The 22,119-nt window shown below is 64.7% G+C and carries 20 protein-coding genes; 12 read left to right on the plus strand and 8 right to left on the minus strand.

The features are described 5' to 3' along the window. Positions 1-36 precede the first annotated feature (36 nt). The 3 genes from ACSSVG_RS03785 to ACSSVG_RS03795 all read left to right on the plus strand — a co-directional run bounded on the left by ACSSVG_RS03785 (position 37) and on the right by ACSSVG_RS03795 (position 3,484). The gene (locus ACSSVG_RS03785; protein WP_231341119.1) at positions 37-1,134 is read left to right on the plus strand and encodes a substrate-binding domain-containing protein; all 1,098 of its coding nucleotides are present in this window, start codon (positions 37-39) and stop codon (positions 1,132-1,134) included. 200 nt (positions 1,135-1,334) lie between these two features. Continuing rightward, the gene (locus ACSSVG_RS03790) at positions 1,335-2,789 is read left to right on the plus strand and encodes an ABC transporter permease (RefSeq protein WP_492417363.1); all 1,455 of its coding nucleotides are present in this window, start codon (positions 1,335-1,337) and stop codon (positions 2,787-2,789) included. Between the two features lie 2 nt (positions 2,790-2,791). Further along, positions 2,792-3,484, plus strand: coding sequence for an ABC transporter ATP-binding protein (locus tag ACSSVG_RS03795; RefSeq protein WP_231341117.1), 693 nt, complete (start codon positions 2,792-2,794; stop codon positions 3,482-3,484). Here the strand turns inward: ACSSVG_RS03795 and ACSSVG_RS03800 are convergent. Genes ACSSVG_RS03800 through ACSSVG_RS03810 form a run of 3 tightly spaced genes read right to left on the minus strand, consistent with a single transcriptional unit; the run spans position 3,462 to position 6,467 of the window. Then, the gene (locus tag ACSSVG_RS03800; RefSeq protein WP_253467138.1) at positions 3,462-4,643 is read right to left on the minus strand and encodes an ABC transporter permease; all 1,182 of its coding nucleotides are present in this window, start codon (positions 4,641-4,643) and stop codon (positions 3,462-3,464) included. The two genes, ACSSVG_RS03795 and ACSSVG_RS03800, sit on opposite strands and share 23 nt — an antisense overlap. After that, positions 4,640-5,365, minus strand: coding sequence for an ABC transporter ATP-binding protein (locus ACSSVG_RS03805; protein WP_253467136.1), 726 nt, complete (start codon positions 5,363-5,365; stop codon positions 4,640-4,642). The genes ACSSVG_RS03800 and ACSSVG_RS03805 overlap by 4 nt, the downstream gene beginning before the upstream one ends. Before the next feature lie 4 nt (positions 5,366-5,369). Then, complete coding sequence (locus ACSSVG_RS03810) at positions 5,370-6,467, minus strand: efflux RND transporter periplasmic adaptor subunit (protein ID WP_492417366.1); 1,098 nt, start codon at positions 6,465-6,467, stop codon at positions 5,370-5,372. Positions 6,468-6,668: 201 nt separating this feature from the next. Between ACSSVG_RS03810 and ACSSVG_RS03815 the strand changes: the two genes are divergently transcribed. Next, complete coding sequence (locus tag ACSSVG_RS03815; protein WP_492417368.1) at positions 6,669-7,607, plus strand: hypothetical protein; 939 nt, start codon at positions 6,669-6,671, stop codon at positions 7,605-7,607. Positions 7,608-7,635: 28 nt separating this feature from the next. Beyond that, positions 7,636-8,706, plus strand: a complete 1,071-nt coding sequence (locus tag ACSSVG_RS03820) for a Gfo/Idh/MocA family protein (RefSeq protein WP_492417370.1) — start codon at positions 7,636-7,638, stop codon at positions 8,704-8,706. Positions 8,707-8,721: 15 nt separating this feature from the next. On the opposite strand, the gene ACSSVG_RS03825 is transcribed toward ACSSVG_RS03820, so the two are convergent. The 3 genes from ACSSVG_RS03825 to ACSSVG_RS03835 all read right to left on the minus strand — a co-directional run bounded on the left by ACSSVG_RS03825 (position 8,722) and on the right by ACSSVG_RS03835 (position 10,710). Next, positions 8,722-9,162 carry a DoxX family protein gene (locus ACSSVG_RS03825; RefSeq protein ID WP_492417372.1) on the minus strand — a complete coding sequence of 147 codons (441 nt, stop codon included), beginning with the start codon at positions 9,160-9,162 and terminating at the stop codon, positions 8,722-8,724. Between the two features lie 112 nt (positions 9,163-9,274). Further along, positions 9,275-9,946 (minus strand): phosphonatase-like hydrolase, encoded by a 672-nt coding sequence (locus ACSSVG_RS03830; RefSeq protein WP_492417374.1) that lies wholly within the window; start codon positions 9,944-9,946, stop codon positions 9,275-9,277. After that, positions 9,943-10,710, minus strand: a complete 768-nt coding sequence (locus tag ACSSVG_RS03835) for a GntR family transcriptional regulator (RefSeq protein ID WP_159698217.1) — start codon at positions 10,708-10,710, stop codon at positions 9,943-9,945. Before ACSSVG_RS03835 ends, ACSSVG_RS03830 begins: the two co-directional genes overlap by 4 nt. 163 nt (positions 10,711-10,873) lie before the next feature. Between ACSSVG_RS03835 and ACSSVG_RS03840 the strand changes: the two genes are divergently transcribed. The 5 genes from ACSSVG_RS03840 (at position 10,874) to ACSSVG_RS03860 (ending at position 15,909) form a co-directional block, all read left to right on the plus strand. Next, positions 10,874-12,085 (plus strand): TIGR03364 family FAD-dependent oxidoreductase, encoded by a 1,212-nt coding sequence (locus ACSSVG_RS03840; RefSeq protein WP_492417376.1) that lies wholly within the window; start codon positions 10,874-10,876, stop codon positions 12,083-12,085. Positions 12,086-12,138: 53 nt separating this feature from the next. Then, positions 12,139-13,053 (plus strand): phosphate/phosphite/phosphonate ABC transporter substrate-binding protein, encoded by a 915-nt coding sequence (locus ACSSVG_RS03845; protein ID WP_231341108.1) that lies wholly within the window; start codon positions 12,139-12,141, stop codon positions 13,051-13,053. Next, a complete protein-coding gene (locus ACSSVG_RS03850) occupies positions 13,053-13,808 on the plus strand; it encodes a phosphonate ABC transporter ATP-binding protein (protein ID WP_231341107.1) in 756 nt (251 codons plus the stop codon). The genes ACSSVG_RS03845 and ACSSVG_RS03850 overlap by 1 nt, the downstream gene beginning before the upstream one ends. After that, positions 13,805-14,659, plus strand: coding sequence for a phosphonate ABC transporter, permease protein PhnE (phnE, locus tag ACSSVG_RS03855; RefSeq protein ID WP_492417379.1), 855 nt, complete (start codon positions 13,805-13,807; stop codon positions 14,657-14,659). Before ACSSVG_RS03850 ends, phnE begins: the two co-directional genes overlap by 4 nt. A gap of 140 nt (positions 14,660-14,799) precedes the next feature. After that, the gene (locus ACSSVG_RS03860; RefSeq protein WP_492417381.1) at positions 14,800-15,909 is read left to right on the plus strand and encodes an FAD-dependent oxidoreductase; all 1,110 of its coding nucleotides are present in this window, start codon (positions 14,800-14,802) and stop codon (positions 15,907-15,909) included. Positions 15,910-16,012: 103 nt separating this feature from the next. Here the strand turns inward: ACSSVG_RS03860 and ACSSVG_RS03865 are convergent, their stop codons facing one another. Beyond that, positions 16,013-18,235: an NADP-dependent isocitrate dehydrogenase gene (locus ACSSVG_RS03865; protein WP_492417382.1), complete on the minus strand. Its 2,223-nt coding sequence runs from the start codon at positions 18,233-18,235 to the stop codon at positions 16,013-16,015. Between the two features lie 244 nt (positions 18,236-18,479). Here ACSSVG_RS03865 and ACSSVG_RS03870 point away from each other — a divergent pair, with 244 nt between their 5' ends. Both ACSSVG_RS03870 and ACSSVG_RS03875 read left to right on the plus strand, forming a co-directional pair. Further along, a complete protein-coding gene (locus ACSSVG_RS03870; protein WP_492417383.1) occupies positions 18,480-19,067 on the plus strand; it encodes a hypothetical protein in 588 nt (195 codons plus the stop codon). Positions 19,068-19,143: 76 nt separating this feature from the next. After that, entirely contained in the window at positions 19,144-20,250 is a 1,107-nt protein-coding gene (locus ACSSVG_RS03875) for a trypsin-like serine peptidase (RefSeq protein ID WP_492417385.1), read from the plus strand. A 101-nt stretch (positions 20,251-20,351) separates the two neighbouring features. Here the strand turns inward: ACSSVG_RS03875 and purH are convergent, their stop codons facing one another. Further along, positions 20,352-22,022, minus strand: a complete 1,671-nt coding sequence (purH, locus tag ACSSVG_RS03880; RefSeq protein ID WP_492417387.1) for a bifunctional phosphoribosylaminoimidazolecarboxamide formyltransferase/IMP cyclohydrolase — start codon at positions 22,020-22,022, stop codon at positions 20,352-20,354. Between the last annotated feature and the right edge of the window lie 97 nt (positions 22,023-22,119).

Here is a 22,119-nt window from a genome sequence, read left to right on the forward strand (position 1 = left end):
CGCTCCACCCCACCCACACAGAAAGTGAACCAAGATATGCGAATGTTTGGTAAAGCAGGAAAGGCAGCAGCAGTCGCTGCCATCGCGGCACTGGCGCTGACAGCCTGCGGCCGCACTGACAGCGGCTCAAGCAGCAGCACAGCAGGCGGGGAAGCGTTCCCCAAGGACTCGCTGATCGGCGTCGCACTTCCGCAGAAGACCAGTGAAAACTGGGTCCTCGCGGAGAAGCTGTTCAACGACGGCCTCACCAGCGCCGGTTTCAAGGCGGACGTACAGTTCGCCAACGGCGGCGTATCCGAGCAGCAGAACCAGATTAGCGCCATGGTCACCAAGGGCGCCAAGGTCATCATCGTGGGAGCCATCGACGGCGCCCAGCTGGGTACCCAGCTCCAGCAGGCCAAGGAATCCGGCGCCACGATCATCGCCTACGACCGCCTGCTCCTCAACACCGAGAACGTGGACTACTACGTGGCCTACGACAACTTCAAGGTTGGCGAACTGCAGGGCCAGGCCCTCTTGGACGGCATGAAGGCCAAGAAGGCGACGGGTCCGTACAACATCGAACTCTTCGCCGGCTCCCCGGATGATGCCAATGCGAAGGTCTTCTTCGACGGCGCCATGAGCGTCCTGAAGCCGAAGATCGACGACGGCACCCTCAAGGTTGTTTCGGGCCAGACCTCGTTCGAGCAGGCTGTTACCCAGGGATGGAAGGCAGAAAACGCCCAGCGTCGCGCTGACACGCTGCTCACCGGCAGCTATGGCACCGCTTCCCTGGACGGCGTCCTGTCCCCGAACGACACCTTGGCCCGTGCAGTGCTGACGTCCGTCAGGGCCGCCGGCAAGCCGCTCCCGGTTGTCACCGGCCAGGACTCCGAAGTTGAGTCCGTGAAGTCGATCATGGCAGGCGAGCAGTACTCCACCATCAACAAGGACACCCGCAAGCTCGTTGAGCACGCCATCACCATGGTGAAGGACCTCCAGGCCGGCAAGGAACTGGAAATCAACGACAAGGACTCCTACAACAACGGCGTCAAGACCGTCCCCGCGTACCTCCTCCCGCCACAGATCGTGACGCTGGAGAACGTCAAGACCGCTTACGTTGACGATCCGGTACTCGGCCCGATCACCAAGTAGCACCTCTTCACAGCAAGACAGCAAGCCCCGGTCCGCCAGCAGGCGGGCCGGGGCTTTCGCTTGCCTCAAACGGCAGGCGCGGGTGCTTTCACAGCCCACGCATAGCTTCGGCTGGTGTGCAGCACAGCAGCACTCAGCAGTCTTGGATCTGCGGCCCGCATTCAGCGGGACGAACGAACATGCAGGTCAAGAGGAGAAACGTGAGCGTCCTTGCCCGGAGCGTAGGCAACGCCTTCCGCAACAAAATCAGAACGGCGGCGGTCGTTGTCGTGCTGGCCGTAGCCATCGGTTTGGCTTTGGCCATGCTGGTCGCCAATCAGGCCGTGGGTGCCAAGGTCCAGGAGCTCAACGCTTCCGTGGGCACCACCTTGACGGTGAATCCGGCCGGTGGCCAGGGCTTCGAAGGCGGCGGCGAACCACTCACGACGGCGGAAGCTGAGACTGCGGCTTCGGTCGCCAACGTGACAGCGGTCGTTGGTACCAAGGCACTGCGCCTCCAGACGGTGACCACCGGAACCACGGATTCAACAACCGGCACCACCCAGCAGGGCCCGGGCGGCGGTTTCGGTCCCGGCGGACAACAGGCGACGGTCACCACGAACCTGACGGCCGCCGTCGACGCCGGTACGCTGGGCAACCGCAACGGCTCCGCCGGAACAACAGGCAGCACCACCCAGCCGGTACGCACGCTTCCGATCACCGCGACGGGTATCGGCGCCGAAGTGGACAGCACGGGCAAGGCCTTGGACATCACCAGCGGCACCGGGCTGGGCGACTACACCGCAGCCGAATCGAAGGCACTTGTGGGCACCTCGCTTGCGGAGAAGAACAGCCTGACGGTGGGCTCCACCTTCACCATCCAGGACAAGACGTTCACCGTGTCAGGCATCTTCGACGCCGGCACCACGTTCGGCAACAACGCCGTCTACGTCGCCCTGCCGGAAGCGCAGGCACTGGCCGAAACCCCGGATGAGCTCTCCAGCATGATCGTCACGGTCAACAGCATGGAAAACGTGGACAGCACCAAGACCGCTGTCCAGGACGCACTCGGCACGGACAAGGCGGACGTGACCCAGGGCCAGCGCAACCTCGAAACCGCCGTCAGCTCACTGGACAGCGTCAAGAACATCTCGCTGATCGCCTTCATCGCGGCCCTCGCCACCGCCGGCATCATCATCCTGCTCATCATGGTCATGCTGGTCCGCGAGCGCCGCCGCGAAATCGGTGTCCTCAAGGCGATCGGTGCCCGCAACCGCACCATCGGCCTGCAGTTCGTCCTCGAGTCACTGGTTCTTGTAGCTCTTGGAAGCGTGGTGGGTGCGGTGATCGCTTCACTGGCCAGCGGCGGCATTGCGTCCGCGCTCATCAGTTCGAACACAACCACGACGGCGGCCACCACCACCCAGCGCGGCGGGGGTCTCGCAGGGGCCATGCCAAACGGCGCGGTACCTGGCGGTGGCGGCTTGCCCGGCGGCGGCCAAGGTGGTCCGTTCGGTGGCGCCTCCCAGCTGCTCACCTCCGTGACTGCCAGCGTCTCCCCCGGCGTCCTCGCTGCAGGCATCGCAGCGGTGTTCGCGGTTGCCATCATCGGCGCGCTGGTCCCGGCATTGCTGACCGCCCGCATCCGTCCCATCGAAGTACTCCGAGGAGAATAGCCGTGATCGTAGTCAAGGACCTGGTCCGTCAGTTCAAGTCCGGTGACCGGACCATCAAGCCCGTCAACGGTGTGAGCTTCGAACTCGAAAAGGGTTCGCTGGCATCCATTGTCGGCAAGAGCGGCAGCGGCAAGAGCACGCTGTTGTCCCTCCTGGGTGCGCTGGACAAGCCCACCTCAGGTGACGTCGTCGTGGATGGCGTCAGCTTGGCCGGGCTCCCGGACGGCAAGTTGACCGAGTACCGGCGCCGGGACATCGGCTTCGTGTTCCAGCAGTTCAACCTGATCCCCAACCTCAGTGCCGTAGACAACGTCATGCTGCCCATGGAATTCGCGGGCGTCCGCAAGGCGGCCAGGCTGCAGCGTGCCAAGGAGTTGCTGGAGCAAGTGCAATTGGATCCTGAGAAGCACTCACGCCGGACCAACCGGCTTTCCGGCGGCGAGCAGCAGCGTGTGGCGATTGCCCGGGCGCTGGCCAACGAGCCCAAGCTGATCCTGGCCGATGAGCCCACCGGCAACCTGGACGAACAGACCGGTGAGCACATCATCGAACTGCTGAGCTCGCTGAGCCGCGACCACAACACCACCATCCTGGTGGTCACCCATGACCGGAGCCTGGCGAAAAAGACTGAACGGTGCTTCCGCCTGCAGCAGGGCCGGCTCACCGAGGAGGTCAGAACCGAATTGCGTCGATGACCTTGACGCGCACCGCCACGAGCGCAGGGATGGCTCCGGCGAGTGCGCCGACAAGGACAGCCGCGCCGAATCCAAGGAGAGCGGCGTCGATGGGGAACGCGGGGTACTCAGTGAGCCCCGGCGCTACCTTCGACTCGATCCACGGGTGTTTCACCACCGCAACCGCCAGCATGACGCCAGCCACGCCGGCCACTGCGGTGGCCACCACGGATTCCATCATGACGCCAACAAAGATCCGGCCCGACGTTGCCCCGAAGCTGCGGCGGATGCCGATCTCCCGGACCCTGTAGCGCACGGTGACCATGGAAATGTTCAGCATCCCCACGGCGCCGAGCAGCAGGACCAATCCGGCTACTCCGCCCACCACCAACTGCACGGGAGCCAAAGGATCGCCCCAGGCTGCGTAGTCCATGCGGTCGGCTTGGGCGTAGTAGCCGGGGAACTGGCCTTGGAGGTCCGCGGTGATCGCTGCTTTGAGCGCGTCGGCCTGCTCCTCGCCCACCCACATCTTGAACTGGGACATCTGCGGTTCCATCCCCGTCATGGCCGCACCCTCGCTGAGGATGAACGCGGACGGCGGCGTATCGGGGTACGTATCAGGGACGACGCCGATAATCACCGCCGTAGCTGGCCGGTCACCGGGGATGCTCATTGTGGGATGGGTGGTGAGGTTTGGCCTGCCGGCTTGGTTGTAGAAGGACTCGGACACCACGACGGCGGGTGCAAGCCTTTGACCGTCGTCAGCGGCGAACCAGCTTCCCTGTTGGAGCGGAACTCGGTGGATAATGCCGTAGCCGATGTCCACGATGGTCATGCTCACGGCGGTCACGCCGCGGGGAAACTGAAAACCAGCTTGCGTCTGACCGACGTGGGTGGAGGTGGTGATGCCGTAGCGCTGCTGGATCCCTTGGTACGCCTTCTCGAGTTTCCCCGGGTCCGGCATGGTTGGTCCGTTGACGCTCAACGACAACGTTGCCACCCGGCCGCCGTTTCGTTCGGACTGCACCTTGTAGCCCTCGCGGGCCAGATTCCCGACGCCCACCACGGATGTCAGTGCCGCCACGGACAACGCCACGCCCATGAGTGCCAGGAGGATCCGGACTTTGTTGATGCGAAGTTCCTGCCACGCCTCGACCAGCGTGGAAACGAAGCCGGTCATGCGCTGACTCCTGCTGCTGCGGGCACCAGCAGTGGACTGAGTACGCCGGAGTCCAGCCGATAGCAGGCGCGGGCCAGTGCGGCCACGTTGGTGTCGTGGGTGATGGTCACCAGGGCGGCGGCGGTCTCCGTAGCGACGGTGTCCAGCAGTGCCATGACGGACTGGCCGGTCTCGACGTCGAGTGCTCCGGTCGGTTCGTCGGCCAGGATAAGCCGGGGCTTCCGGACCAAGGCGCGGGCTATGGCCACGCGCTGCTGTTCGCCACCGGAGAGCATGTTGGGCATGGTGTTGGCCCGGGCGGCGAGGCCCACCCGGTCCAGCATGTCCATGGCGATATTGCGGCGACTCCAGAACTCCTTGCCCTTGGCGTAAAACAGCGGAGTGATCACGTTGTCCAAGGCGCTGCGGCCTGGCAGGAGATTGAACTGCTGGAAAACGAAGCCCACGGTGGAACCGCGGAGCCGGGCCCGGGCGTTGTTGCCCAGCCGGTCAGCGGACTGGCCCAGGAACTCAAGCTCTCCCGATGTCGGGATGTCCAGCAGGCCCAGCAAGTTGAGGAGCGTTGATTTGCCGCAGCCGGAGCGTCCCACGATTGCCGTGTGATCGCCGCTGTGCACCTCGAGGTCGATGCCCCGGAGAATGTGCAGGTGCTGATCGTCCGGCAGGATGACGGATCGGGTGACTGACCGCAGGCTGACAAGTGTTTCCTTGGGTTCCGTCATGCCTTTAGCCCGCCGGAGCGTAGGCGACCTGGCCCGGCCCCATCATGGGGTTCGGGGCAGCCGGAGCGCCGGGCACGAATTCCAGGACCTGCTCGCCTTCGGCCAGACCGGAGGTCACTTCCACTACCGAGCCATCATTGAGCCCCAGCTGCACTGTGCGCTGCTCGGGAGCGGCGCCAGTCCCTCCGGGGCCTGCAATCCACACGATGCCGTCCTTGACGCTGCCCTTCACCGAAGTCAGCGGAACAGTCACGACGTCAGGGGCGACTCCGGCGCTGACTGTCATGGTGGCTCCCAGACCGGCGAAAACCTGCTGGTCGGAAGGGATTGCGCAGCTCAGTGTTCCCGTGGGGGTGCCACCTTCTTCCGGCTGGCTTCCGCTTCCTTGGGGACCCACCATCGCTGCGCCCACACCCATCCCCGCACCACCACCCGTGGCGGCCAAACCGCCCGAGGTGGTGCCGCCGTCGTCGGACGCATTGTTCTTGAGCGTCACTTCGGTGCACTGGAAGGGCGCCGGTCCACCTACCAAAGCAATTTCCGCGGGACCGGGCTTGCCGAGCAGGCGGTACTGCTGGGCGGCGGTGACCGGGCCCGCCACCGTGTACGTTCCGGGATCGATCTTGCCCACGGACTCGCCAACGGTCACCTGCTGGTCAATGAGCGTTGACAGGGACTGCAGGGTTCCGGCGCTCGGAGCGAGGACATCGAAGTAGTCGTACACCGGTTTGGGTGTGGTGGGTGTGCCGTCCTTGGAGGTAGCCGTGCTGGTGACGGGTCGCTCGGCCTTGACCTGGAAGAGAGCGTCTCCCTTGGCGACAGTGGCACCTTGGTCCACGAAGATCTTGATGACCTTGCCAGCGGAAGTGCTCCTGACCGGTTCGGCTGCGTCACTCTGAACGGTGCCCTTGATCTGGACTGTGTTGGTAACCGTGGTCCGTGTCGCCGGGACCACCGGAATATCCACTTGGGCCAGCGGGGCCGGCTCCGCGCCGGACGATTCAAGGCCATCCACGAAGGCGATCTTGACCAATGCCACCGCGATTATCGCGAAAACCAACAACCAGGCAACCGGCAAAATGACGCGCCGAAAAGTACCCATCCCTGCTCCATTTCGGTAACTCCCCACAGAACCTCTGCGAGGGATGATGGCCTAAGCCTAGGCGAGGAAAATCTTCGGTCCGGACATTCGTATGACTTGACAGCTCACGACACAGAAGAGTCGGCCATGATTCTCTGCTGCGCAGGGTTGACGCTGTTCCGGCGCGGGAGCAATCTGTGAGCAGGGCAGGAGGTGGCGGGCGTGTCCGCTCACAAGAAAAAAGGAAAAAAGACTCCTTGGCATCGACGCGGCAAGACATGGATCATCACCGCGGGAGCCATCGCCGCGGCCCTCATCAGCATCATCGCCCTGTGGGACCGGATCATTCCGCCCAATACCGAAGACGTTGCCGACATAGAATCGCTCACCATCCTCAAGCAAACTTCGCTTGCGGCCTTTGCCCCGGCGGACTTGGGCAAGGACCTGACACTCAACCCGGCCGCAGCAGCTGCCTTTGAGCCCTATTCAGCGAATCTGGCCGCGTCTACTGGGAGCAAGAAGCCAACTCCCACCACATTTCCGCCAACCACCACGCCTCCCCCAACGACGTCCACGGCCACCACCACCCCCACAATTCCGACTACTCCTGCGACGACATCCGCCACCCAAGGCACCTCCACAGGCTCACCCACCTTGGCAAACAAGATCGCCTCCCGTCCGCCCGAGGAGTATCGCTCCGCTGTTAAGGAACAGAAAGTGCTGGAAGGCTACGTTCCCGGAGCCCTCATAGCCATTCCCGCTCTCCTCCCGCCGGTGACGGTCAACGAGGCGGGCGAACTGCTCCCGCCGGCCCAGGTGGCAGCTGAACTGGTCAAGGCCTTGGAGGAAGTGCTGGTCATCGATGGCACCCAGGGCAAGGACCCGCTCGGGTGGACTGTCGCCGTGAAGCTGGATCTTGCGGGCCTGGCCCACGTCCCGATGCTCCTGACGTGGTCCTTGGATGGCATTGAAGTCTCCGAAAGCTGGAAGGCTGAGAACCTGGCCTACAGGATCCTGGCCACCACGGACCATGACGCTGGAGTCGCGGAGATTTGGATACCGGACCTCGGAAAGCCCGGCGCTTACAACGTCAATGTCAGGCTGACCTTCGAATCGACGGGAACCACTGCGGACCTGGAGCAGCTGCAACTTCCCCATTAGCGATAGCCAAAATGAGAGGATGTCAGTCATGACCCTCCCTATCGCCAAGCCGTGGCTTTTCTCGCAAACCAACCAGGATCCCCGAGCGGCTACGGGCCGGCGTTTGAGGTGGGGCGTCGTATCCACCGGCAACATCGCCAACAGCGTTTCGCAGGACCTGGCCTTGCTGGAAGACGCTGAGCCCTACGCTGTGAGTTCCCGGACCCAGGCTGCCGCGGACGCGTTCGCCGCCGCGCTTGGTTTCGCCAAGGGATACGGGGACGACGGCGATGTGCCCGGCTACCAGCGGCTGTTCGACGATCCCGCAGTGGACGTGGTCTATGTGGCCACTCCCCATGCCCAGCACTTCCAGATTGCATCGGCGGCCCTGCGTGCCGGCAAGCACGTACTGTGCGAGAAGGCGCTCACCATCAATGCCCGCGAAGCTACCGAGCTGGTGAAACTGGCCAGGGAAAACAAAGTGTTCTTCATGGAGGCCGTATGGAGCCGTTTCCTGCCGAGCATGCAGCGGGCGTTCGAAATCGCTGCATCCGGGGAGCTAGGCGAGATTCAGTGGGTCAGCGCGGATCTTGGCTTCCCCGCGCCCTACGATCCCTCTGCCCGTATCTGGGCCTTGAACGACGGCGGCGGCGCACTCCTGGACCTCACCGTCTACCCGTTGCTGTGGCCTTTGGGGACACTGGGATTCCCCCAGTCGGTGACGGCGATCGGCACGCTGAACGAGGACGGCGTGGACACGCAGAACGCACTGACGCTGGGGTACGCCAACGGTGCCCAGGCGCAGCTGACCTCTTCCCTCATGGCGCACGGGCCACGAACCGCCACCGTAGCTGGCGGGCTCGGATTCCTGCAGACAGTAGGTTCCGTGAACAATCCGCGCGAACTGATGATCCGGGTTGGTTGGGACGAGCCGCGCCACGAGCGCTTCGACGTGGTGGGCATCGGCTACACCTACGAGCTCCGTGAGGTGACGCGCTGCGTGCAGCAAGGGCTCACCGAAAGCCCGGTCATGCCGCTGGAGGACTCCGTGAATGTCATGCGCTTGTTCGACGGCGTGCGGTCACAACTGGGCATCCGGTATCCGAACGACGCACGGTGAGTTAACTCAGCCGCGTTAACGCCCTTGGCGGGCCGGTTGCCGTGCGAGCTTGCGGTCAAGGGACAGCGCCCCCGGTCCGAGGAACACGAACGCCACGGAGATGGCTGCGTAGACAATCAGGAGTTCTGCCGTAACGCCCGCCTTGTCCGTCAGCAGGGGCTTGCCCGCTTCCGTCACGAACCAAATGCCCGCGAACATGATCGCCGCGAGGAACCCGGCCACCCGGGTCAAGGCACCGAGGACCAGCAGCAAGCCAAGTCCCAGCTCACCGGCGATCACCAACCACGCCACGATCTCGGGCTTCTGCACGCCCATTGCCGCGACGGACGCCGCGAAGGCGGCGTGACCGGCCATGAGCTTCTGGATGCCGTGAACCATGATGAGCGCGCCGAACACCACGCGCAGGATGGTGACGCCACGGGCGGAGGACTTGGGAGAGGGGTGAAGGAATTTCACCCGTCCCAATCTTCCATGCCGGGCGTCCCCAGCCAAACGGCGGCGCCAGCCAAACGGGCGGCGCCAGCCAAACGGGCGGCGCCAGCCAAACGGGCGGCGCCAGCGCCCGGCACTAGGACAGCAGCGCCGGGATGTCCTTCACGCCGTCCAGGATGTGGTGGTGCGGGTGCGCTGCGAGGTCGTCGCGGCCCAGCTTGCCGGTCAGGACACCGACGGCGGTGACGCCTGCGTTGTTGGCGGCGGCGAGGTCATTCACGGTGTCGCCGGCGGCGATGACGGCCCGGACGTCCTGCACGCCCGTCAGTTCCATGGCACGGTGGATCATGTGCGGCGCCGGGCGGCCCGCAGCTACTTCGTCGGAGCAGACGACGGCGTCCAGCAGGTTGTCGTCGCCGACGCCCCATCCCAGGCGCTCGAGCAGGGGCTCGGCGACGTCACGGGAGAAGCCGGTGGTGAGCGCAACCTTGATGCCCTGGCGGCGCAGTTCACGGAACGCGTCCTCCACGCCTTCCAGCGCTACGGGCGGGTTGGCGTCGTAGAACTCGACGAGCAGTTCCTTGAAGCGGATGAACGCCGCCGCCACCGTTTCAGCGTCCGCCGTGCCTCCGCCGGCTTCGATCAGCGCCGTGATGGCCTCCACTTTGTCCGCGCCCATCCATTCCTGGACATCCTCTGGCGTGGTGGCCACGCCAGTCTCTTCAACACAGCGGGCAAGGGCAACGTAGACGTCGCCGTGTTCGTCGATGGTGGTTCCGGCCATATCGCAGGCAACAAGGGTGATCATGGGGTGGCTCCTTCGGTATGGATGCGGACCAGGGCGGCCCGGCGTTCCACGGTGTTGTCGATGGTGAAGTTGGTCAGTGCCGGCAGGTAGCGGTCCTCGGAGTATTCGAGTGGCTGGCCGTCGCCGGAACGGGTGATGCGGCGTTCGCGCAGCAGCGGAATGCCTTCGGGTTGCTCCAGCAGTTCGGCGTCTTCATCGCTGGCTGCAACGGCGTCGATGGTGTGCCGTGCGCTGTGCAGATCCACGCCTTGCTCCTTGAGGAACGCGAAGATGGACCCTGAGTCGGTGTCGAAGTCGAACAGTTTCCGTCCCACATCCAGGATGAACGTGGTCCGCTCAATCATGGCCGGGGACTCGTCCAGGTAGCGGACCCGCAGGACTTCCACCACCGTGGTTCCCGGCACGAGGCCGAGTGCCTCGGCAGCTTCCGGGCTGGCTTCGCGTCGCGCGACCTCCAGGGTCCGCTGGCCGGGCTTCTTGCCGATGCCGCTGGCCCATTCGGTGAACGAGTTGAACGTGGAAAACGACTGCGACGGCACGGACGAACGAACCATGGGAGGACGACCCCGCCCTCCGGTCACTGCGCCTTCGGAACGGAGGAAGGCGAGCGCCTGGCGGATCGGTCCGCGCGAGGTCCCGAACTCCCGGCATAGCTCCGCTTCGCTGGGCAACTGGTAACCCGGGGGCCACTCACCGTCGGTGATGCGGCGCATGAATTCCTCGCTCAGCCTGACGTGGAGGGGTGCGTTCTGCTGTGTGCTCACCAGTTGATGATACAAGTCCCACTGGTTCGAAACGCTGGTTTTGAGCGGCTCCAGATGAATTTGGGGTGAACTGAAATGAACAGACGTTAAATTCAGATTAACTTGTATATACAAGTGCCATTTTGGCTTGATTCCCCTCCCCGTAGCCGTCAATGTCAGTGGTGTGAACAACCCAAGCACCTCCCCCACTCCCTTCAACAACAGCGCGAGCCAGCCCGCCGACGTCCTGATTGTTGGCGCTGGAATCGTTGGTTTGGCGCATGCCGCGCACGCTGTTGCCAACGGCCTGACCGTCACCATCATTGATCGCGACCACCACGCCGCGGGCGCTTCCGTCCGCAACTTCGGCCACTGCTGCATCACTGCCCAGTCCGGGGAACTGTACGAACTCGCGCAGACCTCGCGGAAGTACTGGCTCGAGTTCGCCGAGCAGGCCGGTTTCTGGGCTTCCGAGGCTGGCGCCGTCGTACTCGCCCGCACCGAAGCCGAAATGAACGTCCTGCGCGAACTCTCCGCGGTCCGCGAGCCAGGCCAGGTGGAGCTGCTCTCCCCCGCCGGGACGCGGGAGCGGCTGGGTGCTGCGTCCGCTGAGGAAGCTCACGACGACGGTGGTGCTTCGAGCGCGGCATGGCCCGGCCTCGTAGGCGGCGCCTTCCTCCGGGACGACCTCCGCGTCGACCCCCGGACCACCGTTGCAAAGTTGGCCGACTGGCTCAGCCGGCAACCCGGCGTCGAACTTCACTGGAACACCGCCGCGCTGGGCTTCAGCCAGTCCACTGACGGAGTGACCGTCCAGACCTCGCGCGGTGAGCTTCGCGCCGGGCGGGTGTTCGTGTGCGTCGGCCATGACGTCGACTACCTGTACCCGGACCTGGCCGAAGAACACCGGATCCAGCGATGTGCCTTGCAGATGTCTTTGGCCGCGAAACCATCGGGCGTCGAGTTCGCCCCTGCTGTCCTGACCGCGACCTCCATGCTCCGGTACCCGGCGTTCACGGACATGCCCGCTGCTGCAGCCCTCCGTTCCGAGGTGTTGGAGAACCAGCCCGAGCTACTGGATGTCGGAGCCAATGTCATGTTCACCCAGCGCCCGGACGGCACCATCATCCTGGGTGACTCGCACCATTACCACCGCACGGCCGATCCGTTCCTGGACGAAGCCATGACCACCACGCTCAACACCGAAATCACGGGCCGGATTGGTGAGCCGTTGGAGATCATCCAGCGCTGGCAGGGCGTTTACGCGTCTTCCGACGTCGCACCGATCCTGGTCCGCGAGGTCCAACCCGGCGTCACGGTGGTGTCCGTGACCTCGGGCGTAGGCATGACCCTGTCCTTCGGCCTGGCACACCGCAACGTATCGCGCCTGTACTGACTCACCTTGTACTGAATATCCCCGCTCTCCCCTCCCTTCGCATAAGGAATCCCATGAAAACCTCGCTCTTCACCGGCTCCGCCCTTGCCCTAACCGCGGCCCTCGCACTGACGGCCTGTGGCGGCTCAGCTCAGTCCTCGCCTGAGGCGACGTCGGCCACCTGCCCCAATGGTGAGATCAAGTTCGGCATCGAGCCCTACGAGGACCCGGCCAAGCTCAAGCCCGCCTACGATGTCCTGGCCGCGGCGTTGTCCAAGAAGCTCGAATGCCCCGTCAGCGTCCAGGTGGTTGAGGATTACGCCGCCGAGGTCCTGGCCATGCGCAACGGAAAGCTGGACCTGGGCCAGTTCGGTCCGCTGGGATATGTGTTCGCAGATGCCAAAGCCGGTGCCGAACCCCTGGTTTCGTTCGGCACCGCGGAGAAGGAACTGAGCACGTACACCGCCGGGATCTGGGTTCCCAAGGACAGCACCATACAGGCCATCGGCGACCTCAAGGGCAAGTCGCTCGCGTTGGGCAGCGTGGGGTCCACCTCGGGTGACGTGCTGCCGCGCTTCGGCCTCCGCGAAGCCGGAATCGCCGACGCCGACATCAAGATGGACTACACGGGCGGCCACCCCGAAGCTTTGCTGGCCCTGACCAACGGCAAGGTGGATGCTGCCGAGATCAACTCCCAGACGCTGGCCACCGCGATCGCCGCAGGGACATTCAAGAAGGACGATTTCCGCCAGGTTTGGACGTCCGACCCCATCCCCAACGATCCCATCACCGTGCGGGGCGACGCCGATCCCGCCTTCAAGGCTGCCGTCAAGGACGCGTTCCTGAGCCTTGATCCCGCGGACGTGGCAAAAGTTGGGGAGTTCCTGGATGTCACCCCTCCGGGGCCGCTGCTGGAGGTCACCAAGGACAACTACACGCCGCTGTTCGACCTTGCCGAGACCATGGGCCTCACCGAGAAGGACCTGTAATGCCTCTCTCCGTCCAAGGCTTACGCAAGTCCTTCAGCGGGCGGACGGTGCTTCAAGGAGTGGACTTCTCCGTTGCCGCTGGCGAGCTGGTCGCTTTCCTGGGCGCCAACGGCTCCGGTAAGTCCACCACCCTCCGCTGCGTCATGGGCATCACGGAACCCGACGCCGGCAGCATCAGCATCGACGGTGCTGCACTGGATTCCCTGCAAGGCCGTGAGCTGCAGCAGGCGCGCCAGCGAATGGCCATGATCTTTCAGAAGATCCATTTGGTCCCCCGCCGCACGGCCCTGGACAATGTTTGCGCCGGGGCCCTCGCCCGGATTCCCACTGTGCGTTCGCTGTCGCCGCTCTTGTTCCCGGCCGATGTTCAGCAGGAGGCCCTCGACTGCCTGGACCGCGTCGGTTTGGCCGACCGGGCCTTCGACCGCGTTGGCCGGCTCTCCGGCGGACAGCAGCAGCGCGTCGCCGTAGCCCGGGCACTCTGCCAGCGGGCCGACGTCGTACTCGCCGATGAGCCGGTGTCCGCCCTGGACCCGCACGCCGCTGAGCAGGTCATGGCGCTGCTGCGCGAGCTCGCGCACTCCGAAGGGCTGGCCGTTGCCGCCGTCCTGCACCAGCCGGACCTGGCCCTGCGCTACGCGGACAGGTCCATCGGGCTGCTCCAAGGATCCATGACCTTCGACCTCCCCTCCACAGCGGTCACGGCCGAACATCTCGACACGTTGTATGCCCCGGACAGGAATATCGCAGCATGACACCCCAGACCCTGACCCCGGCCGTCGCCCGCCGGGACTCAACCACAAAAAACCGAGTGGCACTTGTCCGCCCGAAGAAGCCGCTGCGGTGGATCACGACGGCGGCAGTGGCTGCCGCCGTCGTCGGACTTCACGCTGTGGCCATCGAGGGGACTGATTTCAAACCTGAGCTGTTGGTGGATGGTTGGAAGGGCATGGCCGCGTTCATCGGCGATGCGTTCCCGCCTGACCTGAGCTGGGAGAAGACACTGAAACCTGGCCTGGAAGCCACGCTGGTGACCCTGTGGATCGGGCTCTTGGGGACGACATTGTCTGTGCCGTTCGCCTTGCTCCTGGCTGCGCTGGCCGCCGAGAACACCAGCCCGCACCGTCTGGTCTACCAAGGCGCGCGGGCCGTGTTGTCATTCTTCCGCGCCGTGCCGGACATCGTGTTCGCACTGATCTTCGTCACCGCCGTGGGGCTCGGTCCCTTCGCCGGCGTGCTCGCCCTGATCTGCCACAACACGGGCGTGATGGGCAAGCTATGGGCCGAGTCCATGGAGGAGATCGACGCCGGACCGCAGGAGGCACTCCGTACCGCCGGTGCCAACCGGATCCAACAGGTAGCCAACGCCACACTGCCCATGGTGGTCCCCCAGTTCGTGGGCCTGCTGCTGTACCGCTTCGACGTCAACGTCCGGTCCTCGCTGGTCCTCGGCCTGGTGGGCGCGGGCGGCATCGGGCTCCTGATCAACCAGTCCATCAAGTCGTTCCAGTTCGACTCCATGCTGACGCACATCCTGATCGTGCTGGTGCTGATCATCGTGGTGGACCAGTTCTCCGCATGGATCCGGAGGCGCCTGGCCGCGTAACCTGCGTCCCGCCCCAACTGAGTCGCAGCAGACGCCCTTTTGACCGCTCAAAAGGGCGTCTGCTGCGACCTACGTGGGTGAGGGGGCAGAATGGGAGGTGGCCCTGTTTGGGGTTGTTGAAGAGGGCGAATGGAGCAGGCATGCAGGTCGATGTTGTAGTTGTTGGCGGAGGAGCCATGGGATCGGCGGCCGCGTGGCAACTCGCCCGCTCGGGCCGCTCGGTGGTCCTGTTGGAGCAGTTTGAGGCCGGGCACCATATCGGCGCTTCGCACGGCGCCACCCGCAATTTCAACACCGCCTACGCCGAGGCCGACTACCTGGACCTCCTGGCCGAATCCAAGACCCTCTGGGACGAACTGGCTGCCGAGAACGGCGCGCCGCTGCTGGACCTGGTGGGGTTGGCGAACCACGGCAACCTCCCCCGTTTGAAAGAAGTCCGCGAGGCCCACGAGGCACGCGGCATCGAGAGCTACTTCATCTCCGCCGAAGAGGCCGCCAACCGCTGGCTGGGCATGAACTTCGCCACCGACGTCCTCTTCGTGCCGGGTTCAGGCCGGATCCGTTCCGCCGACGCACTGGCGGCGCTCCGCAAATCCGCCGAGGCCCACGGTGCGGTCTTCAACTACTCGACGCCGGTCCGCGACATCCGCGTCGACGGCGCCGAATCGGTGGTGGTGGTTACCGAGGAGACCGAATACACGGCCAATCGGGTGGTGGTCACCGCCGGAGCCTGGACCCCCAAGCTCATCGGCAAGCTCACGGACCTGCCCGCGTTGGTAGTCACCCAGGAGCAGCCGGCCCACTTCACACCGACAGACAACACCTTCGTGTGGCCGAGCTTCAACCACAGCCCGGACCCCGATCCCAACAACGAAGCCTACGAGTACTGGTACAGCCCGGTCTACGGCATGCTCACCCCGGGCGAAGGCGTGAAGGCCGGCTGGCACGGCGTCGGCCCCGTCATGGACCCCGACGAGCGCACGTTCGAGCCCATCCCCCACCAGATGGAAGCGCTGGTGCGGTACGCAGAAGAGTGGCTTCCCGGCGTCGACCCTTCCACCGCGGTTCCCATCAGCTGCACCTACACCACCACGCCCAACGAGGACTTCGTCCTGGACCGTTTCGGTCCCCTGGTGGTGGGCGCCGGGTTCTCGGGTCACGGATTCAAGTTCACCCCGGCGATTGGCCGGGTGCTGAAAGACATCGTCGACGGCGGCGTGGCACCGGAGCGGTTCCACGCGGACCGCTAGGAGTTTTTGTACAGATAATGCCCCCAAGACCGCGTCTTGGGGGCATTATCTGTACAAAAACTCGGAGCTCGGGCGCCCGTGAAAGGCACCCGGGCTCGAGGGACTACTTCTTCAGGTCCGCGAGGACCTTGTTGAACGTAGCCGACGGGCGCATGATCTCAGCGGCCTTGGCGGCGTCCGGACGGTAGTAGCCGCCCAGTTCGACGGCGGGACCCTGGACTGCGGCCAGCTCGCCGACGATTGCCTCCTCGTTGGAGGTCAGGGCCTCAGCGATTGCTGCGAAGTCCTGGGCCAACTCGGCGTCCTCGGTCTGCTTGGCCAGTTCCTGGGCCCAGTAGGTGGCCAGGTAGAAGTGGCTTCCACGGTTGTCCAGCTCGCCAACGCTGCGGCGCGGGGACTTGTTTTCCAGCAGGAACGTACCCGTGGCGCGGTCCAGCGTGTCAGCCAGGACCTGTGCGCGGGCGTTGCCCGTGGTGGTGGCAAGGTGCTCGAAGCTGACGGCCAGGGCCAGGAATTCGCCCAGGCTGTCCCAGCGGAGGTGGTTTTCCTTCACCAGCTGCTGGACGTGCTTGGGAGCGGAGCCACCGGCGCCGGTCTCGAACAGGCCGCCACCGTTGATCAGCGGAACGATGGAGAGCATCTTGGCACTGGTGCCCAGCTCGAGGATCGGGAACAGGTCCGTGAGGTAGTCGCGGAGGACGTTACCGGTGACGGAGATGGTGTCCTCGCCCTTGCGGATGCGCTCCAGCGTGAAGGCCGTGGCGTCAACCGGGGAGAGGATCTTGATTTCCAGGCCCTCGGTGTCGTGTTCCTGGAGGTATTCGTTGACCTTGGCGATGAGGTTAGCGTCGTGCGCGCGGGTCTCGTCCAGCCAGAACACGGCCGGGGTCTGGGACGCGCGGGCGCGGGTAACGGCCAGCTTGACCCAGTCGCGGACCGGGATGTCCTTGGTCTGGCATGCGCGCCAGATGTCGCCCGGGAAGACCTGGTGCTCGGTCAGGACGGTGCCCTTGCTGTCCACGAGCTGGACGGTGCCGGCTGCCTGGATCTCGAAGGTCTTGTCGTGGCTGCCGTATTCTTCGGCTGCCTGCGCCATGAGGCCCACGTTGGGAACGGTGCCCATGGTGGTGGGGTCGAACGCGCCGTTGGCGCGGCAATCGTCCAGGACTACCTGGTAGATGCCGGCGTAGGAGCTGTCCGGGATGACTGCCAGGGTGTCGGCTTCCTTGCCGTCCGGGCCCCACATGTGGCCGGAGGAACGGATCATGGCCGGCATGGAGGCGTCAACGATGATGTCCGAGGGAACGTGCAGGCTGGTGATGCCCTTGTCGGAGTCGACCATGGCCAGTGCGGGACCGTCTTCGAGGCCCTTGGTGATGGCTGCCTTGACGCCTTCGCGGACGTCTTCGGGCAGGTCGTCCAGACCGCTGAGGATTGCTGCCAGGCCGTTGTTCGGGCTGATGCCTGCGGCTGCGAGCTGCTTGCCGTAGGTGTCGAACAGCTCGGAGAAGTACGCCTTGACGACGTGGCCGAAGATGATGGGGTCCGAGACCTTCATCATGGTGGCCTTCAGGTGTGCGGAGAAGAGGACGCCCTCTTCCTTGGCGCGGGCAACCTGTGCCTTGAGGAACTCGTCCAGGGCGTCGGCGCGCAGGACGGTGGCGTCCACGACTTCGCCGGCCAGGACGGGGAAGTCCTTTTTGAGGACCTTGGTGGTGCCGTCTTCGCGGACCAGCTGGATGCTCAGGGAATCGTCGGCCTTGAGGACCACGGACTTCTCGTTGGAGCGGAAGTCGTTCTCGCCCATGGTGGCAACGTTGGTCTTGGAATCAGCGGACCAAGCACCCATGGAGTGCGGGTTCTGGCGGGCGTAGTTCTTCACCGACAGGGGTGCGCGGCGGTCCGAGTTGCCTTCGCGCAGCACCGGGTTCACAGCGGAGCCCTTGATCTTGTCGTAGCGGGAGCGGATGTCCGTCTCGGTGTCCGAGGAGGGGTTGTCCGGGTAGTCCGGGAGGGCGTAGCCCTGGGCCTGGAGTTCGGCGATGGCAGCCTTGAGCTGCGGCACGGAGGCGCTGATGTTGGGCAGCTTGATGATGTTGGCTTCCGGCTGCTTTGCCAGTTCACCAAGTTCAGCCAGGGCGTTGCCTGTGCGCTGCTCTTCGGTCAGGAAATCGCCGAAGACGGCGATGATGCGGCCGGCCAGCGAAATGTCGCGGGTCTCCACCTCTACACCTGCGGTTGAGGCGTACGCTTCCACAATCGGCAGGAATGAGTAGGTTGCCAGCATCGGCGCTTCGTCTGTGTGGGTATAGATAATCTTGGCCATTGGCGGGGTTCTCCCTGAAAGTCTGCAGATTTCAACATCTCCTAACTTACCCGAGCACGCCGTTTTGACGGCCCTTCGTGTCCGGGATCACGTGTTCGTTACCACCCCGGGAAAGCGATTTACGCCCGACGGCGACCTGACCGCCGTCGCTGCCGACCGGCGTCGGGCGTCGACTGCCGTGGTTTCTGCGGGCTCCCGGGCGCGTCAGTATCGCATTCCAAGCAAAACCGAACATAGTGAAACCATGACCCGCACGAACCGATCCTTCGCCCGGGCTGCCGTCGTTGCCGGGATTCTTCTCACCCTGACCGCTTGCACCGTTCCCGCGCCGTCACCACGGCAGACCATCCCGCACGACGCCGGCACGGGCCAGACGCTCGCGGAAGCCCGCGAGGCCATCGACGCCGTCCCCGGGATCTCGGTTACCGACTTCGCCGGAGGGGGTCCTCCGAATGTGAAGGGCAACACCGGGTACTCCGTGGCGTTCGACATTGACCCCGGATACACCGTTCTCCGCGGCGACGTGCTGGTGGATTACATCGTCCGGAGCACGTGGTCCGTGGGCGAGGGCTACATGCCGAATACGCAGATCCAGATCAGCGCAAGCACCGCTGACGGGGAGCCGTTCTTCGACCTGGCGTCCGCCGCCACGGGGTCGGGCTGGATCCCGCCCCTCAGCCGTGACCCTTCGCAGCACAGCACCGTCGTCATCCCGCTCAGCACCGATGACTCCGAGGGCGCGCGGAATCTCTCACTGCTCACACAGGACGGTCAATGGCCGGGTGCTGTGCCGGAGCCCCTCCCGGGCAATGTCACCGCCAAAAACGACTAACGTTTGCAGCGGTTCAACCGCACGCCAAAGGGACCCCGCCACTTGACGAGCAAGTGACAGCAAATTATCACAAACTATGAAACATCTCTTTACAAACTTGTCATACGTTCGATACCTTCAATTCCGTCAGTCGGCGGTCGCCATCACTGGCCGCCTCACTCCCTCGATAGGTAGGAACAACGTGACAAAAACCAAGACCCTGGCCACAAGCCTGCTGAGTCTGTCCGCTGCCGCAATCCTGGCGCTGGTCGGCACCACCAGCGCCAACGCGGCTCCGGTAAACACCACAGACTCCAGCAGCTCTGCGGTCAGCAGCCACACAGTGTCGGACGCCGGCGCTGCAGACTACTGGACGCCGGAGCGCATGAAGACCGCCCAGTCCGGCGAAATCCTGGCCGCCAAGGCACTGGATCGCGGCAAGCTCCTCAACCTCGGCAAGGCCCCGGTCACCGAAGCCCCGGGCGCCGTCAGCAGCATCGCCGGCCAGCAGGCCACCACCGAATCCAAGACCATCGATCGCAAGGTCAACCAGAGCGAAACGCCGGTCAAGCACATCGGCAAGATCTTCTTCACCCTGGGCGGCTCCAACTACGTCTGCTCCGGCAACTCGGTCACCGCGGCCAACAAGAGCACCGTGTCCACCGCCGGACACTGCCTCAATGAGGGCCCGGGCGCCTACGCCACCAACTTCGTCTTCGTTCCCGCGTACCTCAACGGCGCAGCACCCTACGGGAAGTGGACGGCAAAGGCGCTGTACGCCCCCACCCAGTGGGCCTCCAACGGCAACATGCAGTACGACACCGCGTTTGCTGTCATGAACACCCTCAACGGCCAGAAGCTCGCCGACGTCGTAGGCTCCTCCGGCGTCCAGTTCAACGCCGCCCGCGGCCTGAGCTACAAGTCCTTCGGTTACCCTGCAGGCTCGCCCTTCAACGGTGAATCGCTCAAGAGCTGCTCCGGCACCGCCACCAACGATCCCTACAACCCGCAGTTCGCCACGCAGGGTATCCCCTGCAACATGACCGGTGGTTCCTCGGGCGGTCCGTGGTTCATCGGCAACAGCTCCTCCGGCTACCAGAACTCCGTGAACAGCTACGGCTACGGCAGCAACTCCAGCACCATGTACGGCCCGTACTGGGGCACCGTGATCCAGTCCACCTACAACACCGCGTCGGCTTCGTAACCGATTTAGCAAGTCCCTGTTAATAACGACGGCGGCCGTCCCCTACTGGGGGCGGCCGCCGTTTCGTTGTGCTGCTATGGCCCTCGCGGGCTGTACCTCTTCTAGTGGAAGAAGTGGCGTGCGCCGGTGAAGTACATCGTGATGCCGGCAGCGTTGGCTGCGGCGATGACTTCCTCGTCGCGGACCGAACCGCCCGGCTGGACGACGGCACGGACACCGGCGTCGATCAGGATCTGCAGGCCGTCAGCGAACGGGAAGAACGCATCCGAGGCTGCAACGGCACCGCGGGCACGCTCAGGTGCGTCTGAACCGCTGGCGTTGGAGGCACCGCCGGCACCTTCGACGTCGGACTCCACCTGCACGCCCAGCGTGTTGGCGCGTTCGACGGCCAGGCGGCAGGAGTCCAGGCGGTTGACCTGGCCCATGCCGATACCCACGGCGGCACCGTGGTCGGCGATCAGGACCGCGTTGGACTTCGCGGCGCGGCACGCGGTCCAGGCGAAGGCCAGGTCCGCCAGGGTTGCCTCGTCAGCTGCTTCGCCGGCTGCGAGGGTCCAGTTGGCGGGGTTGTCGCCGTCGGCGTCCACCTTGTCGCTCATCTGGACCAGGACGCCGCCGGAAACCTGGCGCATTTCGGCCGGGTAGCGGCCGTAGCCCTCGGGAAGGGCGAGGAGGCGGATGTTTTTCTTCTTGGAGAGGATCTCCACGGCTTCCGGCTCAAAGTCCGGTGCGATGACAACCTCGGTGAAGATGCCAGCAACGGTCTGAGCCATTCCGGCGGTCACTGTGCGGTTCGCCGCGATGACGCCGCCGAACGCGGAGACGGGGTCGCAGGCGTGGGCCTTGGCATGGGCGTCGGCGATCGGGTCCGCAGCATCAGCCGAACCGACGGCGACACCGCAGGGGTTGGCGTGCTTGATGATCGCTACTGCGGGCTCGGCGAAGTCGAAGGCAGCGCGGAGGGCGGCATCGGCGTCAACGAAGTTGTTGTAGCTCATGGCCTTGCCGTGCAGCTGGTCGGCCTGGGCGATGCCAGCCGGGGCAGCCTTGTCCACGTACAGCGCGGCCTGCTGGTGCGGGTTCTCGCCGTAGCGCAGGACCTCGGAACGTTCCAGGGCGAGGCCGGCGTAGGCGGGCCAGTCGATGATTCCGTCGCCGTCTTCGTCGAGGAACTGGCTGGCGGTCCAGGTGGCAACCGCATTGTCGTAGCTGGCCGTGTGCGCAAAGGCCTTGGCAGCCAGGCGGCGCCGGGTGTTCAGGTCGAAACCGCCGTGGGCTGCGGCGTCGACTACTGCGCCGTAGAAGTGCGGGTCCGTGACGATGGCGACGGCGGCGTGGTTCTTCGCGGCCGAACGCACCATGGCGGGGCCTCCGATGTCGATCTGCTCCACCACGTCATCCTGCGCTGCGCCGGACTTCACGGTCTCGACGAACGGGTAGAGGTTCACCACCACGAGGTCGAAGGTTTCGATCTCCATGCCGGCCAAAGTGTCCATATGTGCCGGGACGCGACGGTCGGCCAGGATGCCGCCGTGCACGCGCGGGTGCAGGGTCTTGACGCGGCCGTCCAGCATTTCCGGGGAGCCGGTGACTTCTTCGACTTCCTTGACCGGGATGCCTGCGGCGGCGATCTTCTTGGCGGTGGAGCCGGTGGAAACAATGGCGACGCCGGCTGCGTGCAGGCCCTTCGCGAGCTCCTCCAGTCCCGTCTTGTCGTAAACCGAGATCAGTGCACGGCGGATGGGAACACGGTCAAGCTGCGTCAAGCTCACAAAAGTCTCCGTCTTAGTTCGCGTAGATATCGCGGGTGGTATCGCGGGTGTGGGGATACGGAGAGTTTATCGTGTTTCGTGGTTGGTCCGGTTTTGC

Source organism: Paenarthrobacter sp. E2MeOHC11, from assembly GCF_058744955.1.

Coding starts and splice junctions, on each gene's coding strand:
- phnE (WP_492417379.1), top strand. CDS start 13,805: ATGACACCCCAGACCCTGACCCCGGCCGTCGCCCGCCGGGACTCAACC.
- ACSSVG_RS03805 (WP_253467136.1), bottom strand. CDS start 5,365: ATGACGGAACCCAAGGAAACACTTGTCAGCCTGCGGTCAGTCACCCGA.
- ACSSVG_RS03800 (WP_253467138.1), bottom strand. CDS start 4,643: ATGACCGGCTTCGTTTCCACGCTGGTCGAGGCGTGGCAGGAACTTCGC.
- ACSSVG_RS03820 (WP_492417370.1), top strand. CDS start 7,636: ATGACCCTCCCTATCGCCAAGCCGTGGCTTTTCTCGCAAACCAACCAG.
- ACSSVG_RS03785 (WP_231341119.1), top strand. CDS start 37: ATGCGAATGTTTGGTAAAGCAGGAAAGGCAGCAGCAGTCGCTGCCATC.
- ACSSVG_RS03830 (WP_492417374.1), bottom strand. CDS start 9,946: ATGATCACCCTTGTTGCCTGCGATATGGCCGGAACCACCATCGACGAA.
- ACSSVG_RS03850 (WP_231341107.1), top strand. CDS start 13,053: ATGCCTCTCTCCGTCCAAGGCTTACGCAAGTCCTTCAGCGGGCGGACG.
- ACSSVG_RS03860 (WP_492417381.1), top strand. CDS start 14,800: ATGCAGGTCGATGTTGTAGTTGTTGGCGGAGGAGCCATGGGATCGGCG.
- ACSSVG_RS03870 (WP_492417383.1), top strand. CDS start 18,480: ATGACCCGCACGAACCGATCCTTCGCCCGGGCTGCCGTCGTTGCCGGG.
- ACSSVG_RS03875 (WP_492417385.1), top strand. CDS start 19,144: ATGAAACATCTCTTTACAAACTTGTCATACGTTCGATACCTTCAATTC.
- ACSSVG_RS03865 (WP_492417382.1), bottom strand. CDS start 18,235: ATGGCCAAGATTATCTATACCCACACAGACGAAGCGCCGATGCTGGCA.
- ACSSVG_RS03845 (WP_231341108.1), top strand. CDS start 12,139: ATGAAAACCTCGCTCTTCACCGGCTCCGCCCTTGCCCTAACCGCGGCC.
- ACSSVG_RS03810 (WP_492417366.1), bottom strand. CDS start 6,467: ATGGGTACTTTTCGGCGCGTCATTTTGCCGGTTGCCTGGTTGTTGGTT.